Below are 16,043 nucleotides of genomic sequence, written 5' to 3' on the forward strand. Positions count from 1 at the left end.
TCGGGCCGTCAGTCGCAGCAACAACCAGGATCGCGCCGTCCATCTGCGCAGCACCGGTGATCATGTTTTTAACATAGTCGGCGTGGCCCGGGCAGTCTACGTGCGCGTAGTGGCGAGTCGGGGTGTCATATTCAACGTGGGAAGTGTTGATGGTGATACCACGAGCTTTTTCTTCCGGTGCGTTATCGATCTGGTCGAATGCACGAGCAGCACCGCCGTAGGTTTTAGCCAGTACGGTAGTGATTGCAGCGGTCAGGGTAGTTTTACCATGGTCGACGTGGCCGATAGTACCAACGTTGACGTGCGGTTTTGTACGTTCAAATTTTTCTTTAGACACGGCTATATTCCTTACTATAGTGCTCTCCCCTTCGGAGAGAGCACGGGACTTAGTTTAATCCAGTGGATTATTTACCACGGGCTTCAATAACGGCCTGAGCAACGTTGTTCGGCGCATCATCATACTTCAGGAATTCCATGGTGTATGATGCACGACCTTTGGTCAGAGAACGCAGCTGAGTTGCATAACCGAACATTTCGGACAGCGGAACTTCAGCGTGGATCTTAACGCCGGTTACTTCGGATTCCTGACCGCGCAGCATACCGCGACGACGGCTCAAGTCACCGATAACATCACCCGTGTTCTCTTCCGGAGTTTCTACTTCAACCTTCATGATCGGCTCAAGCAGAACTGGTTTTGCTTTCTTAAAGCCTTCTTTAAAGGCAATAGACGCAGCCAGTTTAAACGCCAGCTCAGAGGAGTCAACGTCGTGGTAAGAACCGAAGTGCAGACGGACACCCATATCAACTACCGGGTAACCTGCCAGCGGGCCAGCTTTCAGCTGTTCCTGGATGCCTTTATCAACGGCCGGGATGTATTCGCCAGGGATTACACCACCTTTGATGTCGTTGACGAACTCGTAACCTTTCGGGTTAGAGCCCGGCTCCAGCGGGTACATGTCGATCACAACGTGACCGTACTGACCACGACCACCAGACTGTTTGGCGTGTTTACCTTCAACATCGGTAACTTTCTGGCGAATCGCTTCGCGGTAAGCAACCTGAGGTTTACCAACGTTCGCTTCAACGTTGAATTCACGCTTCATACGGTCAACGATGATGTCGAGGTGCAGCTCACCCATACCAGCGATGATGGTCTGGTTAGACTCTTCGTCAGTCCATACACGGAATGACGGGTCTTCTTTAGCCAGACGACCCAGAGCCAGACCCATTTTTTCCTGGTCAGCTTTGGTTTTCGGCTCAACGGCGATGGAGATTACCGGCTCAGGGAATTCCATACGCTCCAGAATGATCGGCGCGTCCGGGTCACACAGAGTGTCACCGGTGGTCACGTCTTTCAGACCGATAGCAGCAGCGATATCGCCCGCGCGAACTTCTTTGATCTCTTCACGTTTGTTAGCGTGCATCTGAACGATACGACCGAAACGCTCACGTGCAGTTTTCACGGAGTTCAGTACGGTATCACCAGAGTTAACCACACCGGAGTACACACGGAAGAAGGTCAGGTTACCCACGAACGGGTCGGTAGCGATTTTAAACGCCAGTGCAGAGAACGGCTCTTCGTCGCTTGCGTGACGCTCAGCCGGAGTATCTTTACCGTCGTCCAGAATACCGTTGATTGCCGGAACATCGACCGGGGATGGCAGGTAATCAATTACCGCATCCAGCATCGCCTGAACACCTTTGTTCTTGAACGCAGAACCGCAGGTTACCAGGATGATTTCGTTGTTCAGAACGCGCTGACGCAGAGCTTTTTTGATCTCTTCTTCAGTCAGTTCTTCACCACCCAGGTATTTTTCCATCAGCTCTTCGGAAGCTTCCGCAGCGGACTCGATCAGGTTCTGGTGCCATTCGTCAGCCAGGTCCTGCATTTCAGCCGGGATATCTTCGTATTCGAAGGTAACGCCCTGGTCGGCATCGTTCCAGTTGATGGCTTTCATTTTCACCAGGTCAACAACACCGGTGAAACCTTCTTCAGCACCAATCGCCAGCTGCAGCGGAACCGGGTTCGCGCCCAGACGGGATTTGATCTGACCAACAACTTTCAGGAAGTTCGCACCCATGCGGTCCATTTTGTTAACGAACGCAATGCGCGGAACTTTATATTTGTTTGCCTGACGCCATACGGTTTCAGACTGCGGCTGAACACCACCAACTGCGCAGTAAACCATTACCGCACCATCAAGAACACGCATGGAACGTTCTACTTCGATAGTGAAGTCAACGTGCCCCGGGGTGTCGATGATGTTTACACGGTGCGGTTCATACTGCTTAGCCATACCAGACCAGAATGCAGTAGTCGCAGCGGAAGTGATGGTGATACCACGTTCCTGCTCCTGCTCCATCCAGTCCATGGTAGCGGCGCCGTCATGAACTTCACCGATTTTGTGGTTTACACCGGTGTAGAACAGAATACGTTCGGTAGTAGTGGTTTTACCGGCGTCGATGTGCGCACTGATACCGATGTTACGGTAGCGTGCGATGGGTGTTGTACGAGCCATTTGATTCCTCGTTTATTTCTTTAGGCGTTCAGTTAAGTTATCCAGAGCGGGCGACTCATCTGAAGCTCCCGCCTGGTGACTATGACTCCGAAGGGATTACCAACGGTAGTGTGCGAACGCCTTGTTGGCTTCGGCCATACGGTGAACGTCTTCACGTTTCTTAACTGCAGTACCTTTGTTGTCTGCAGCATCAGTGAGTTCGTTCGCCAGGCGCAGAGCCATGGATTTATCACCGCGTTTACGAGCAGCTTCAACGATCCAACGCATTGCCAGAGCATTACGACGAACCGGACGAACTTCAACTGGAACCTGATAAGTAGAACCACCAACGCGGCGAGACTTAACTTCTACAGTCGGGCGCACGTTGTCGAGAGCGACTTCGAAAGCTTCCAGTTCATTTTTACCAGAGCGCTGAGCCAGGGTCTCCAGCGCGCTGTATACGATTGCTTCTGCAGTAGATTTTTTACCATCTACCATCAGGATATTGACAAATTTAGCCAGCAGTTCTGATCCGAACTTCGGATCCGGCAGAATTTTACGCTGACCAATGACGCGACGACGTGGCATGGAAATACTCCGTTGTTAATTCAGGATTGTCCAAAACTCTAAGAGTTTAGTATGACATTAAGGTAAATCAGTTTGGCCTTACTTAACGGAGAACCATTAAGCCTTAGGACGCTTCACGCCGTACTTGGAGCGAGCCTGCTTACGGTCTTTAACGCCGGAGCAGTCAAGCGCACCACGAACGGTGTGGTAACGAACACCCGGAAGGTCTTTAACACGACCGCCACGGATCAGGATCACGGAGTGCTCCTGCAGGTTGTGACCTTCACCACCGATGTAGGAGGTGACTTCGAAACCGTTAGTCAGACGCACACGGCAAACTTTACGCAGTGCGGAGTTCGGTTTCTTAGGAGTGGTGGTATATACGCGAGTACATACGCCACGTTTCTGCGGGCAGGCTTCCAGCGCAGGCACGTTGCTCTTTGCAACTTTGCGTGCGCGTGGTTTGCGTACCAGCTGGTTAATTGTTGCCATTAAATAGCTCCTGGTTTTAGCTTTTGCTTCGTAAACACGTAATAAATCGCCTCATATAATATGAGGACGCAGAATTTTAGGGCGGTGCCGAAAAGGTGTCAAGAAATATACAACGATCCCGCCATCACCAGGCCAGCTGACCGGCATGTTTTACCGTGAGTCTGACGAAATCAGTATAGCTAACCCTACCGACACTGTCCGCAATTTGACCAGCCAGCCCGCGGGCGTCAACGTCGTCTTGCAGCACATAAAGGGTTATGGGGGCGGATTGCAGGATCTCAAGGAAACGGCCACCGGCGATGGCCGCCGTGACGCCATCAGACAGCAGTAACAGATCGTCACCGTGATCCATCAGGCGAAGTATTGCTGCGATATCGGCATGCCAGGGAGAAACACTGAGCGTATGGAGCATGGGGGCCTCAGAAACGCAAAATCACATCAAATTCATGCAGACGGGCGCGCAGGGCATCCGACGCCAGGCATTCGACATCCACCACCCACGCGGTAGTGGGGTCCAGACCGCGCTCCCGTGCGGAATCGGCACACAGCCAGCACTGATCGATATCATACAGTGACAGCAGTTTAAAGGTGGCAATGTAGTCGCGAGCCAGCACTACACCAGGCCGCTGATCGGGCAGCAGTTGAAAAACGCCGTCGCCGACAAAAAATACGCCAATCTCGTCGGTAAGCGCGGAGGTGGCGAGTAAGGCATCGAGGCCTTCCCTGCCGGCGGTGCTGCCGTGCGGCGCGGAGGAAAAAACAAAAGCCACACGTTTCATCAGAACTGTACCATCCGATCGCAAGTGAGCGCGGCTTCCGCCAGCGCACCGAGCCCGCTAAGCGTGAAACCCGGCTGCAAATTGTGGCTGGCTAGCGCGAGCTGTTGCGCTTCACGTTCGTCCGTTACGCCTCGACGTAAGGCAGCCGCCACGCAGATGTGCAATGCCACACCTTGTTCATCGTGCAGTGACTGCCATGCGCGCACCAGATCGAACTCATCGCTGGCGGGCGCCGTCAGCTGATTAGCGTTGAGTACGCCTTCGCGATAGAAAAAAACACATGCCAGTTCATGACCTTCCTGCAAAACGGCCTGGGCAAACTGCCAGGCGCTGCTTGCCTGCTGCGTCCCATAGGCAGGGCCAGTCACCGTAATGGCAAAACGCATTACTTATCCAGCCCCTGGAAATCGCCGCTCTTGAACTGGCGGATATAGAGGTAGACGGTGTGCTTGGAGATGTTCAGACGATCGGCCACCTGGTTAATGGCATCTTTGATATCGAAGATCCCTTTTTCGTAGAGATTCAGCACGATTTGACGGTTTTTCGCATTATTAGACACGCTGCGATCGGCATTCACCTCTTCAATGGTGAACTCCAGCGTCTGAGCGACCAGATCGTCAACCGAGGAAGCAAAGTTCACCGGCGAGTTAACCTCGGGCGTTTCTGGCGGAATAAAGGTGCTCATGATCTGGGAAAACGGCACATCCAGATTCATGTTGATGCATAGCAGACCAATCACCCGATGATCGCGGTTGCGAATGGCAATCGTCACCGACTTCATCAGTACGCCACTTTTGGCGCGGGTGAAGTAGCATTTGGAAACGCTGCTATCGGCGCCAGTCATATCGTGCAGCATGCGCAGCGCAAGATCGGTAATCGGTGAACCGATTTGGCGGCCGGTATGTTCACCATTGGCGATACGAATGGCAGAGCATTTAAGATCCTGCAAAGAATGCAGCACGATTTCACAGTGCGAACCGATGAGCATCGCCAACCCGTCCACCACCGCTTCATAAGATTTAAGAATATCGAAATCGGTCTGGTCAAAGGGACGTTGATCCAGCAGGTCAAGCTCGCTGGTTTCGTTGGTTAAAAGCGACCTGGACATGAAAAAAAGCACTCCTTTTCAGGAGCCTGTCGTTATTGTCAGGGCAGGCTCATCATCATTATTAAGCTATCTAAAGTAATACAGCGCCTGAGGATCTTTCCAGTTTTAATTATATCTGCGCTCAATAAAAAAGCCGCCGCCTCTGACGAGACGGCGGCCTGAACTCGATTACTTCTTAGCGTCAGCGTTCGCGTCTGCGGCTTTCGCTTCGCCAGCGGCTTCCGGCTGTGCATCCGCCTTCGGCGCCGGTTTGATATCCAGCAGTTCTACGTCAAAGACCAGCGTAGAGTTGGCCGGGATCCCCGGAACGCCGGTTTTGCCGTACGCCAGATCCGGTGGAATGACCAGCTTGATTTTACCGCCTTTCTTGATGTTTTTCAGGCCTTCCGTCCAGCCCGGGATCACGCCGTCCAGGCGGAAAGAGAGCGGCTCACCGCGGGTATAAGAGTTATCAAACTCTTTACCATCGATCAGGGTGCCTTTGTAGTTAACGACCACAGTGTCGCTGTCTTTCGGCGCATCACCAGTGCCTTCTTTCTCGACTTTATACAGCAGGCCAGTTTTCGAGGTTTTCACGCCCTTCTCTTTAGCAAAGCTATCGCGGAAGGTTTTGCCTTTGGCTTCGTTCTCAGTTGCGTCTTTTTCCATTTTCTGCTGAGCCGCGGTCTTCACGCGCGTTTCAAAGGCCTGCAGAGTCTGTTCGATCTCCTGGTCGGACAGCTTGCTCTTGTCGGCAAACGCGTCCTGTACGCCGGCGATCAGCTGGGCTTTGTCCAGCTTAATGCCCAGCTTTTCTTGTTCTTTCAGGGAGTTTTCCATGTAACGCCCCAGGGACGCGCCCAGCGCATAGGCGGATTTCTGATCGTCATTTTTAAATGCCGATTTACTCTCAGCCGCTGGGGCTGCCTTCGCCGCCGTATCTGCAGCAAAGGTCAGCGGTGCGTTCAGGGCGACGGCCATTGTGGTCGCCAGCAGCGTTACTTTAAACAGTGATTTCATCCATTTCTCCAGGGCCGGGGCCTCTCACCCCAGGGTTATCGTAAAAAGCAAAAAACGTACTATAGAACGTTGCCGTTAAAATCTACATACGGACGTTCCTGAATATCGCCTCTTTTAGGACTATTTTTGTATGAATAAGTTTCCTGTCAGACGCAGCGATGCTGCGCGAAAAGAGAAACTTAAGTAGAATCCGCTCGCAGGATCAGACTAAAGAGGTTACCCATGCACGATAGCACATTAGAAACGCGCCTTGCAGAGCTGGAAAGCCGGCTGGCGTTTCAGGAAATCACCATCGAAGACCTCAATAAAACCGTGACCGCCCACGAGATAGAGATGGCGAAGATGCGGGAGCATATGCGTCTGATGATCGAGAAACTGAAGGCGACTCAACCGTCCCATATCGCCTCTCAGGCAGAAGAGACGCCGCCGCCACATTATTGAGACGTAAAAAAAGCGGGTTTCCCCGCTTTTTTTGGCTATCCGCGCGAACGCGACGCCATTAGTGGCAACCGCAACCGCCGTTACCGCAACCACCTTTGCCGTGTTCATGGTCGTGACCATGATCGTGGCCGTGGCCGCCGCAGCAACCGTCATGACCGTGGTCATGATCGTGATCGTGGCCATGAGCGCCATGCACGTGACCATGCTCCAGCTCTTCAGCCGTTGCTTCACGAATAGCGACAACTTCCACATTGAACTTCAGGTTCTGGCCAGCCAGCATGTGGTTGCCATCAACCACAACGTGGTCGTCTTCAACTTCAGTGATTTCTACCGGTACTGGACCCTGATCGGTTTCCGCCAGGAAGCGCATGCCAACCTGCAGTTCATCAACGCCCATAAAGACGTCTTTCGGTACACGCTGCACCAGGTTTTCGTCATACTGGCCGTAAGCGTCGTTAGCGCCGACAGCTACGTCAAATTTGTCGCCCACTTCGTGGCCATCCAGCGCGTTTTCCAGGCCGGAAATCAGGGAGCCGTGACCGTGCAGGTAATCCAGCGGCGCGCTTACCGGAGACTCATCAACCAACACACCGTCTTCTGTACGTACCTGATAGGCCAGGCTGACCACCAGGTCTTTTGCTACTTTCATGATATCTCCTGAGATGGGAAGAATAGTGGCGCAGATTGTAGCGGAATTCTGCTGCCGTGTACCCTCTAGCTTAAAAAAAGCCGACGGATAACGCTAGTCGGGATGAAAAATGCCAATCACCTGCTCCTCTTTGCGTACATGCTCGCGGGCCTCTTTATCCGCCTCACGCATTTGGTGACCGCACTTAACGCATTCAACGACATCGACATTATTCTCACGCCACATCGCCAGCGAATCCTGCGCCTGGCACGCCGGACATTTCGCCCCGGCAATAAAACGTTTACGTACTGCCATATGATTTACCTTTATTCAAACTCGTCCCAGCCGTCCAGCTGCCGGCTTTCTTTCTGCATTTCACGCTGAAAAATCTCTTCCAGTTCGCGTCGGGCTTCCCGCACGCGAGATATCTGTACCGTATCAGTATGCACCGGCATTAACTCACGCAGCATTCGCATATCGAGCCGTCGGAAGTGCAGCTGCGCGCGCTGCGCCTGGTGAGGATGCATGCCCAGGGTGATAAGCGCTTTCCGCCCCAGCTCCAGCGCACTGGAGAAGGTTTCACGAGAAAACTGCGTCACGCCGGCCTGCAGCAGCTCATGCGCCTCAACGCGACCACGTGCGCGGGCCAGAATATGCAGATGTGGAAAGTGTTGTTGACACATTTCCACCAGCCGCATGGTGTCTTCCGGCTCATTACAGGTGATGACGATCGACTGCGCCTCTTCCGCACCTGCCGAGCGCAGCAGCTCCAGCTGGGTAGCGTCGCCAAAATAGACTTTATAGCCATAGTTGCGCATCAGATTCACCGCGCTGATGTCCCGCTCCAGCACCGTAATACGCATCTTATTGGCCATCAGCAGGCGGCCGATGACCTGACCAAAGCGACCAAACCCGACAATAATTACCTGCGGCTTGTCATCCTCCACCCACGGCGCCTCATCGGTATCGTCCGCTGGATTCAGCCGTCGCGACAATAGCTTATCTATCCCCTTCATCAGCAGCGGCGTCGTCATCATCGACAACGTCACGGCCACCAGCAGCAGCGCCATCTGGTCATGCTGGAACAACCGCTGAGAGGCGGGCAGCGAAAAGAGGACAAACGCGAACTCACCGCCCTGGCTTAATACGCCCGCAAACTGCATCCGCTCTGAACTTCGCAGGCCATAGAGGCGGGCCAGGAGATAGAGCACCAGCATTTTTACCGCCACCAGCACCGCCACGCTCACCGCCACCCACAGCAGATGGGTATACAGCACGCCAAGGTTCAGCGCCATGCCGACGGAGATAAAGAACAGCCCAAGCAGCAGCCCCTTGAACGGATCGATAGCGATTTCCAGTTCGTGGCGATACTCGCTTTCCGCCAGCAGCACGCCGGCGATAAAGGTACCAAGCGCCATCGACAACCCCAGCGCCTCCATAAACAGCGCCGACCCAAGGACCAGCAGTAGCGTGGCGGCAGTAAACACTTCCCTGACCCCTGAGCTGGCGATGAAACGGAACACCGGCCGCAGCAGATAGCGTCCGCCAATCAGCATCCCGGCAAAGGCCAGGACCTTCATACCGACCGTCAGCCAGTTAACATGCTCATCCGCGGAACCGGCCAGCAGGGGAACCAGCGCCAGCGCCGGGATCACCGCCAGATCCTGAAACAGCAGCACCGAAAAGCCTAATTGCCCCGACTCACTGCGGCTCATTCCCTTCTCACGCATCAGCTGCAGCGCCATGGCGGTGGAAGACATCGCCAGGCCGATCCCGCCGACCACCGCCGCCTGCCATGAAAACCCGGTCGTCATCAGCAGACCGCCGAGGATCGCCGCGCTGAGCATCACCTGCGCCGCGCCAACGCCGAAGATGGAGCTCCGCAGCCGCCATAACTTGGCCGGATTAAGCTCCAGGCCGATGATAAACATCAGAAACACTACGCCGAGCTCAGAGAAATGGAGAATCTCATCCACATCGCTGATAAACCCAAGTCCCCACGGACCAATCGCAATCCCGGCCAGCAGATAGCCCAGCACCGCGCCAATACCCAGTCTTGAGGCCAGAGGGACGGCAATAACGGCGGCGAACAAAAACAGAACGCCCGCCAGCAGCAAATCAGATCCCGCCATGTATACCTCCGGCGGCGATGGGGTTAGCCAGCCAGTCCCGGTAGGCCCGGGCGCGGCTACGCAACTCCTCTGGCTGTTGCCGCCGGGCCCAGTAGACAATAATAGGACTCATCCAGTGCATACGGCACATGCCGGCGGTCAGTTCAAAAGGACGTAAAATATCGTTCATCGGATAGCGATTGGCATCGCGACGGTAGGCGCTCTCAGGTTCGCCGGTGGTGATCACACTACGCCAGTACTTTCCCGCCAGTTCGTTCCCCCCGGCACCGCTGGCGAAGCCGCGGCTTAACACACGATCCAGCCACTCCTTGAGCAGCGCCGGACAGCTCCAGGTATATAAAGGATGCTGGAAAACAATCACCTCATGCTGGCGCAGCAGGTCCTGTTCATGAGCGATATCGATAAAAAAATCCGGATAGTGCGCGTAAAGATCGTGCACGGTGACGTTCGGCAACTGTAAGGCCGGCTCTAATAAAACCCGGTTGGCCACGGAATCATGAGATTCTGGGTGGGCATACAGCAGCAACACTTTCGCTGTCTGAGACATCATTCCCCTCCCGTAGGTCTTCTGGCGGCCTGCGCAGCCCCGGCGTTTTAACACCGCCAGAATGACTTTGTGTATCGTCTTCGTTTTGGGCTACCATGGCGGCCCGGTGAAGCGATTCGCTTCCACACTACATTATCATAATGACAAATTAACATAGTCTGAACATACGGCGCCTTATGATTGTTTTCTCCTCGTTACAAATTCGTCGCGGCGTACGCGTCCTGCTGGACAACGCCACCGCTACCATCAACCCAGGTCAGAAGGTCGGACTGGTGGGGAAAAACGGCTGCGGGAAATCGACGCTGCTATCGCTTTTGAAAAACGAGATAAGCGCTGACGGCGGCAGTATGACCTTTCCAGGCAGCTGGCAGCTGGCATGGGTGAATCAGGAAACCCCGGCGCTTCCTCAGCCGGCTATCGATTATGTTATTGATGGCGATCGTGAATACCGCCAGCTGGAAGCCGCACTCCAGCAGGCTAACGAGCGCAACGACGGCCATGCCATCGCCACGGTCCACGGCAAGCTGGACGCCATCGACGCCTGGACTATCCGTTCGCGCGCTGCCAGCCTGCTGCACGGTCTGGGATTCAGCAACGAACAGCTGGAGCGGCCGGTCAGCGATTTTTCCGGCGGCTGGCGTATGCGCCTTAACCTTGCCCAGGCGCTGATTTGCCGTTCTGATCTGCTGCTGCTCGATGAACCGACTAACCACCTCGACCTCGATGCCGTCATCTGGCTCGAGAAATGGCTTAAGGGTTACACGGGCACGCTGATCCTGATCTCACACGATCGCGATTTTCTCGATCCTATCGTCGACAAAATTATCCATATCGAACAGCAGACGATGTTTGAGTACACGGGTAACTACAGCTCGTTCGAAGTGCAGCGCGCTACCCGACTTTCTCAGCAGCAGGCGATGTACGAAAGCCAACAGCAGCGCGTTGCGCATCTGCAAAGCTATATCGATCGCTTCCGCGCCAAAGCCACCAAGGCCAAGCAGGCGCAAAGCCGTATCAAAATGCTCGAACGGATGGAGCTTATCGCCCCGGCGCACGTGGATAACCCGTTCCACTTCAGCTTCCGCCAGCCGGAGAGTCTGCCTAACCCGTTACTGAAAATGGAGAAAGTCAGCGCCGGTTACGGCGAGCGTATTATCCTCGACTCCATCAAGCTCAATCTGGTGCCGGGCTCGCGCATCGGCCTGCTGGGCCGCAACGGCGCCGGGAAGTCGACGCTGATTAAGCTGCTGGCAGGTGAACTCCAGCCGGTGAGCGGCGAGATCGGCCTCGCAAAAGGTATCAAGCTCGGCTACTTCGCCCAGCATCAGCTTGAGTTCCTGCGTGCCGATGAATCACCGATACAGCACCTGGCGCGCCTGGCGCCGCAGGAGCTGGAACAAAAGCTGCGTGATTATCTGGGCGGCTTTGGTTTCCAGGGCGATAAAGTCAGCGAAGAGACCCGCCGCTTCTCCGGTGGAGAAAAAGCGCGCCTGGTACTGGCCCTGATCGTCTGGCAGCGCCCTAACCTGCTGCTGCTCGATGAACCGACCAACCACCTTGACCTCGATATGCGTCAGGCCTTAACCGAAGCGCTGATTGACTTTGAGGGAGCGCTGGTTGTCGTGTCGCACGATCGTCACCTGATCCGCTCCACCACCGACGATCTGTACCTCGTCCATGACGGTAAAGTTGAGCCGTTCGACGGCGATCTGGAAGATTATCAGCAGTGGCTCAGCGACTCGCAAAAACAGGAATCCCAGAGCGGCGAGGCGCCAAAAGAGAGCGGCAACAGCGCACAGGCACGCAAGGACCAGAAGCGTCGGGAAGCGGAACTGCGCAGCCAGACCCAACCGCTGCGCAAAGAGATCGCCCGCCTGGAAAAAGAGATGGACAAGCTCAACGCGCAGTTGGCCAGTGCGGAAGAAAAACTTGGCGACAGTGAGCTTTATGACGCCTCACGCAAAGCCGAGCTGACCGAATGCCTGCAGCAGCAGGCCAGTGCGAAGTCCGGGCTGGAGGAGTGCGAAATGGCCTGGCTGGAGGCCCAGGAGCAGCTGGAGCAGATGCTTCAGGAAGGCTAATATTGACTTCCTCATCCTGCCTGCGCGTACGATGCCGCTGGCAGGGTGGGTTTCTGCCCTCTCCATGGCCTGCCATCAGTGACATCAATGATTTGTTTTTGCTGTAACCTGGAGTCACTGGCCACAAGACCACATATTGGCTAACCCCTGTGCGCCCTGCGCGGTATAGTCATCATCACGTTTATTAATTGTTCTGGTGCTATGGTTGAAATCATCCCCACAGACATGACGCCCCCCGAAAACGATTCGCGTGAGTTCCATCCGATGCGCGGCGTGGGCAATCGTCATCTGCAAACCATGCTGCCGCGGCTGATCCGCCGTAAATTGCGCTTTACCCCGCACTGGCAGCGCCTTGAGCTGCCGGACGGCGATTTTGTCGATCTGGCCTGGAGCGAAGACCCGCATCAGGCGCGCCATAAGCCGCGCCTCGTCGTCTTTCATGGTCTGGAAGGAAGCCTGCACAGCCCGTACGCCCATGGTCTGATCCATGCGGCGATGCAGCGCGGCTGGCTGGGCGTGGTTATGCATTTCCGCGGCTGCAGCGGCGAACCTAACCGCAATAACCGCATCTATCACTCCGGCGAAACAGAAGATGGCACCTGGTTTCTGCACTGGCTACAGCGCGAGTTTGGCCCCGCGCCGACCGCGGCCGTCGGCTATTCACTGGGCGGCAATATGCTGGGCTGCCTGCTGGCAGAAGAAGGCGACCGCTGCCCGCTGGATGCGGCGGTGATCGTCTCCGCGCCTTTCATGCTCGAAGCCTGCAGCTATCATATGGATAAGGGCTTCTCGCGGGTTTATCAGCGCTATCTGCTCAATCTGTTAAAAGCCAATGCCTCACGCAAGCTGAAAGCGTATCCGGGCTCACTGCCTGTCGATTTACGCCAGCTTAAAGGGATGCGCCGCATCCGGGAATTTGACGATATGATCACCGCCAAAATCCATGGCTTCGCCGATGCGCTGGATTATTACCGGCAATGCAGCGCCATGCCGCGGCTCAGCGATATCACTAAGCCGACGCTCATCATTCACGCGAAAGACGACCCATTTATGGATCACCACTCCATACCACCGCAGGAGCAACTGCCCGCGAACGTTGAGTATCAATTAACCGAGCAAGGCGGTCACGTTGGCTTCGTCGGCGGCACCCTGCGTAAACCGGAGATGTGGCTGGAACGACGCATCCCGGACTGGTTAAACCGTTGGCTGGAGGTCCCCGTATGATTATTCCCTGGCAGGATCTGGATCCCGAAACGCTGGATAACCTGATTGAAAGCTTTGTGTTACGTGAAGGCACCGATTATGGTGAACATGAACGTTCACTTGCCGATAAAGTCGCCGATGTTAAACAGCAGCTGAAACGCGGAGAGGCGGTCCTCGTGTGGTCTGAACTGCATGAGACGGTCAATATTATGCCGCGCGGCCTGTTTAACGGCTAAGGCGACGCCACTACATCGTTTAACCAGGGAGTTGTTATGTCTGCCAAACATCCGGTGATCGCCGTCACGGGCTCCAGCGGCGCGGGCACTACCACCACCAGCCTTGCCTTTCGCAAAATCTTCGCGCAGCTAAACCTGCACGCCGCGGAGGTGGAAGGCGATAGCTTTCATCGCTACACCCGCCCGGAAATGGACATGGCGATCCGCAAGGCGCGGGATCAGGGCAAACATATCAGCTACTTTGGCCCGGAGGCGAACGACTTTGGCCTGCTGGAGCAGACCTTTGTCGACTATGGTCGCCACGGAAAAGGCCAGTCGCGGAAATATCTTCACACCTATGACGAAGCCGTGCCGTGGAATCAGGTGCCAGGGACCTTTACCCCCTGGCAGCCGCTGCCGGAGCCGACAGATGTGCTGTTCTATGAAGGGCTGCACGGCGGGGTTGTCACGCCACATCATGATGTCGCCAGCCATGTCGACCTGCTGGTCGGCGTAGTGCCTATCGTTAACCTCGAGTGGATCCAGAAGCTCGTTCGCGACACCAGCGAGCGCGGCCATTCACGTGAAGCAGTGATGGACTCGGTCGTTCGCTCAATGGAAGACTACATCAACTTCATTACCCCGCAATTTTCCCGCACCCATATCAACTTTCAGCGCGTGCCGACGGTAGACACTTCCAACCCGTTTGCCGCGAAAACTATTCCCTCGCTGGACGAGAGCTTTGTGGTGATCCATTTCCGTAACCTGCAGAATATCGACTTCCCCTGGCTGCTGGCGATGCTGCAGGGGTCGTTTATCTCGCACATGAACACGCTGGTGGTGCCGGGCGGTAAAATGGGGCTGGCGATGGAGCTTATCATGGCGCCGCTGGTCGAGCGCCTGATGGAAGGCCGCAAGATCGGCTAACAGAAAAAACCCCGGCCAGGCCGGGGTTGAGATGCTTCACTATGGCAGGTGAAGACTACGCCTCGATCACTTCATAGGAGTGGGTGATCTTCACCGCTTTTTCCAGCATCAGCGCCACCGAGCAGTATTTCTCTGCCGACAGATCCACCGCACGGGAGACCGCGGCATCTTTCAGCGCCTTACCGGTGACGATAAAGTGCAGATTAATATGCGTAAACAGACGCGGCGCCTCTTCGCGGCGCTCAGACGTCAGCTTCACTTCACAGTTGGTCACCTCATGGCGACCTTTTTGCAGAATGGAGACGACATCGATCGCACTGCAACCGCCCGCCGCCATCAGCACCATCTCCATCGGGCTGGGTGCCTTATCCCCGGAGTTGCCATCCATCAGAATCTGGTGTCCTGACGCGGACTCCCCGATAAAGGTTAACCCTTCAACCCATTTCACACGCGCTTGCATAAAATTTAACTCCAGTATCGCAATTTTCCTGTCAGATTACGCGCACATAACAATTCTCGCAACGGAAGGCGACCTGCGTCATGCTGAAGCGAGACACCAGGAGACATGCGGCGAAAGCTATGCTAAAACAGTCTGGATGCTACAGTATTACATTGATGTACTGCATGTATGCAGAGGAGTTCACATTACGGGCTGTCGAAAAATCATCAGCCAGCTTCCCAGGTATAGGGAAACAATACGATTGCATGCCCGGACGCCGTGTAGTGTCGGCGCCCGGAGATAGCTTATAACAGAGGATAACCGCGCATGGTGCTTGGCAAACCGCAAACAGACCCTACCCTTGAATGGTTCTTGTCTCATTGCCACATTCATAAGTACCCATCAAAGAGCACGCTGATCCACCAGGGTGAAAAAGCAGAAACGCTGTACTACATCGTTAAAGGCTCCGTGGCTGTACTCATCAAGGATGAAGAAGGTAAAGAGATGATCCTCTCCTACCTCAACCAGGGCGATTTCATCGGTGAATTAGGCCTGTTTGAAGAGGGTCAGGAGCGTAGCGCCTGGGTACGGGCGAAAACCGCATGTGAAGTGGCCGAAATCTCTTATAAGAAATTCCGTCAGTTGATCCAGGTTAACCCGGACATTCTGATGCGCCTCTCTTCGCAAATGGCTCGCCGTCTGCAGGTCACGTCTGAGAAAGTGGGCAACCTCGCCTTCCTCGACGTGACGGGCCGTATCGCCCAGACGCTGCTGAACCTGGCGAAGCAACCCGATGCCATGACCCACCCGGACGGTATGCAAATTAAAATTACCCGTCAGGAAATTGGTCAGATCGTCGGCTGCTCTCGTGAAACGGTTGGCCGTATTTTGAAAATGCTGGAAGATCAGAACCTGATTTCCGCACACGGTAAAACTATCGTCGTCTACGGCACCCGTTAAGTTGCTAAGCGGCGTATTGCTCCTGCA

Annotated in this window: 20 protein-coding genes; 6 read left to right on the forward strand and 14 right to left on the reverse strand. The window is 55.0% G+C overall.

All coding sequences use genetic code 11. The features are described from left to right. The 9 genes from CWM58_RS10380 to fkpA form a co-directional block, all read right to left on the reverse strand. Positions 1-337: GTP-binding protein (locus tag CWM58_RS10380; RefSeq protein ID WP_000031698.1), on the reverse strand; the 337-nt coding region annotated here is incomplete at its 3' end. A gap of 67 nt (positions 338-404) precedes the next feature. Then, positions 405-2,519 carry an elongation factor G gene (gene fusA / locus CWM58_RS10385; RefSeq protein WP_061153132.1) on the reverse strand — a complete coding sequence of 705 codons (2,115 nt, stop codon included), beginning with the start codon at positions 2,517-2,519 and terminating at the stop codon, positions 405-407. Between the two features lie 96 nt (positions 2,520-2,615). Further along, positions 2,616-3,086, reverse strand: a complete 471-nt coding sequence (rpsG, locus tag CWM58_RS10390; RefSeq protein WP_008807044.1) for a 30S ribosomal protein S7 — start codon at positions 3,084-3,086, stop codon at positions 2,616-2,618. Positions 3,087-3,182: 96 nt separating this feature from the next. Then, the gene (rpsL, locus tag CWM58_RS10395) at positions 3,183-3,557 is read right to left on the reverse strand and encodes a 30S ribosomal protein S12 (RefSeq protein ID WP_002920115.1); all 375 of its coding nucleotides are present in this window, start codon (positions 3,555-3,557) and stop codon (positions 3,183-3,185) included. A 124-nt stretch (positions 3,558-3,681) separates the two neighbouring features. Next, on the reverse strand, positions 3,682-3,969 hold the full coding sequence (gene tusB / locus CWM58_RS10400) for a sulfurtransferase complex subunit TusB (protein WP_061153131.1): 288 nt from the start codon (positions 3,967-3,969) through the stop codon (positions 3,682-3,684). Positions 3,970-3,976: 7 nt separating this feature from the next. Next, on the reverse strand, positions 3,977-4,336 hold the full coding sequence (gene tusC / locus CWM58_RS10405; RefSeq protein ID WP_100680879.1) for a sulfurtransferase complex subunit TusC: 360 nt from the start codon (positions 4,334-4,336) through the stop codon (positions 3,977-3,979). After that, a complete protein-coding gene (tusD, locus tag CWM58_RS10410) occupies positions 4,336-4,722 on the reverse strand; it encodes a sulfurtransferase complex subunit TusD (protein WP_074387078.1) in 387 nt (128 codons plus the stop codon). The genes tusC and tusD overlap by 1 nt, the downstream gene beginning before the upstream one ends. Continuing rightward, positions 4,722-5,444 carry a transcriptional regulator gene (locus CWM58_RS10415; protein WP_002920130.1) on the reverse strand — a complete coding sequence of 241 codons (723 nt, stop codon included), beginning with the start codon at positions 5,442-5,444 and terminating at the stop codon, positions 4,722-4,724. The genes tusD and CWM58_RS10415 overlap by 1 nt, the downstream gene beginning before the upstream one ends. A gap of 168 nt (positions 5,445-5,612) precedes the next feature. Then, positions 5,613-6,443 (reverse strand): FKBP-type peptidyl-prolyl cis-trans isomerase, encoded by an 831-nt coding sequence (fkpA, locus tag CWM58_RS10425; RefSeq protein ID WP_008807040.1) that lies wholly within the window; start codon positions 6,441-6,443, stop codon positions 5,613-5,615. A gap of 222 nt (positions 6,444-6,665) precedes the next feature. Here fkpA and CWM58_RS10430 point away from each other — a divergent pair, with 222 nt between their 5' ends. Beyond that, positions 6,666-6,884: a protein SlyX gene (locus CWM58_RS10430; protein ID WP_002920136.1), complete on the forward strand. Its 219-nt coding sequence runs from the start codon at positions 6,666-6,668 to the stop codon at positions 6,882-6,884. A 58-nt stretch (positions 6,885-6,942) separates the two neighbouring features. Here the strand turns inward: CWM58_RS10430 and slyD are convergent, their stop codons facing one another. The 4 genes from slyD to kefG all read right to left on the reverse strand — a co-directional run bounded on the left by slyD (position 6,943) and on the right by kefG (position 10,194). Then, entirely contained in the window at positions 6,943-7,533 is a 591-nt protein-coding gene (gene slyD / locus CWM58_RS10435; RefSeq protein ID WP_008807039.1) for a peptidylprolyl isomerase, read from the reverse strand. Positions 7,534-7,626: 93 nt separating this feature from the next. Further along, a complete protein-coding gene (locus CWM58_RS10440) occupies positions 7,627-7,827 on the reverse strand; it encodes a YheV family putative zinc ribbon protein (protein ID WP_002920143.1) in 201 nt (66 codons plus the stop codon). Between the two features lie 11 nt (positions 7,828-7,838). Continuing rightward, a complete protein-coding gene (gene kefB / locus CWM58_RS10445) occupies positions 7,839-9,644 on the reverse strand; it encodes a glutathione-regulated potassium-efflux system protein KefB (protein ID WP_074387077.1) in 1,806 nt (601 codons plus the stop codon). Continuing rightward, a complete protein-coding gene (gene kefG / locus CWM58_RS10450; RefSeq protein WP_100680880.1) occupies positions 9,631-10,194 on the reverse strand; it encodes a glutathione-regulated potassium-efflux system ancillary protein KefG in 564 nt (187 codons plus the stop codon). The genes kefB and kefG overlap by 14 nt, the downstream gene beginning before the upstream one ends. Before the next feature lie 173 nt (positions 10,195-10,367). Between kefG and CWM58_RS10460 the strand changes: the two genes are divergently transcribed. The 4 genes from CWM58_RS10460 (at position 10,368) to CWM58_RS10480 (ending at position 14,617) form a co-directional block, all read left to right on the forward strand. Further along, positions 10,368-12,272, forward strand: coding sequence for an ABC transporter ATP-binding protein (locus CWM58_RS10460; protein WP_074387075.1), 1,905 nt, complete (start codon positions 10,368-10,370; stop codon positions 12,270-12,272). A 225-nt stretch (positions 12,273-12,497) separates the two neighbouring features. Beyond that, positions 12,498-13,496, forward strand: coding sequence for a hydrolase (locus CWM58_RS10470; protein ID WP_162493231.1), 999 nt, complete (start codon positions 12,498-12,500; stop codon positions 13,494-13,496). After that, entirely contained in the window at positions 13,493-13,711 is a 219-nt protein-coding gene (locus CWM58_RS10475) for a YheU family protein (RefSeq protein ID WP_061153124.1), read from the forward strand. Before CWM58_RS10470 ends, CWM58_RS10475 begins: the two co-directional genes overlap by 4 nt. 36 nt (positions 13,712-13,747) lie before the next feature. Continuing rightward, entirely contained in the window at positions 13,748-14,617 is an 870-nt protein-coding gene (locus tag CWM58_RS10480; RefSeq protein ID WP_100680881.1) for a phosphoribulokinase, read from the forward strand. Positions 14,618-14,672: 55 nt separating this feature from the next. Here CWM58_RS10480 and CWM58_RS10485 read toward each other — a convergent pair whose 3' ends face one another. Further along, complete coding sequence (locus CWM58_RS10485) at positions 14,673-15,077, reverse strand: OsmC family protein (RefSeq protein WP_004202200.1); 405 nt, start codon at positions 15,075-15,077, stop codon at positions 14,673-14,675. A 306-nt stretch (positions 15,078-15,383) separates the two neighbouring features. Here CWM58_RS10485 and crp point away from each other — a divergent pair, with 306 nt between their 5' ends. Beyond that, the gene (gene crp, locus CWM58_RS10495) at positions 15,384-16,016 is read left to right on the forward strand and encodes a cAMP-activated global transcriptional regulator CRP (RefSeq protein ID WP_000242758.1); all 633 of its coding nucleotides are present in this window, start codon (positions 15,384-15,386) and stop codon (positions 16,014-16,016) included. Positions 16,017-16,043 lie beyond the last annotated feature (27 nt).

The sequence above is a fragment of the Klebsiella sp. H-Nf2 genome, assembly GCF_002806645.1.
GTDB classification, from domain to species: Bacteria; Pseudomonadota; Gammaproteobacteria; order Enterobacterales; family Enterobacteriaceae; genus Klebsiella; species Klebsiella variicola.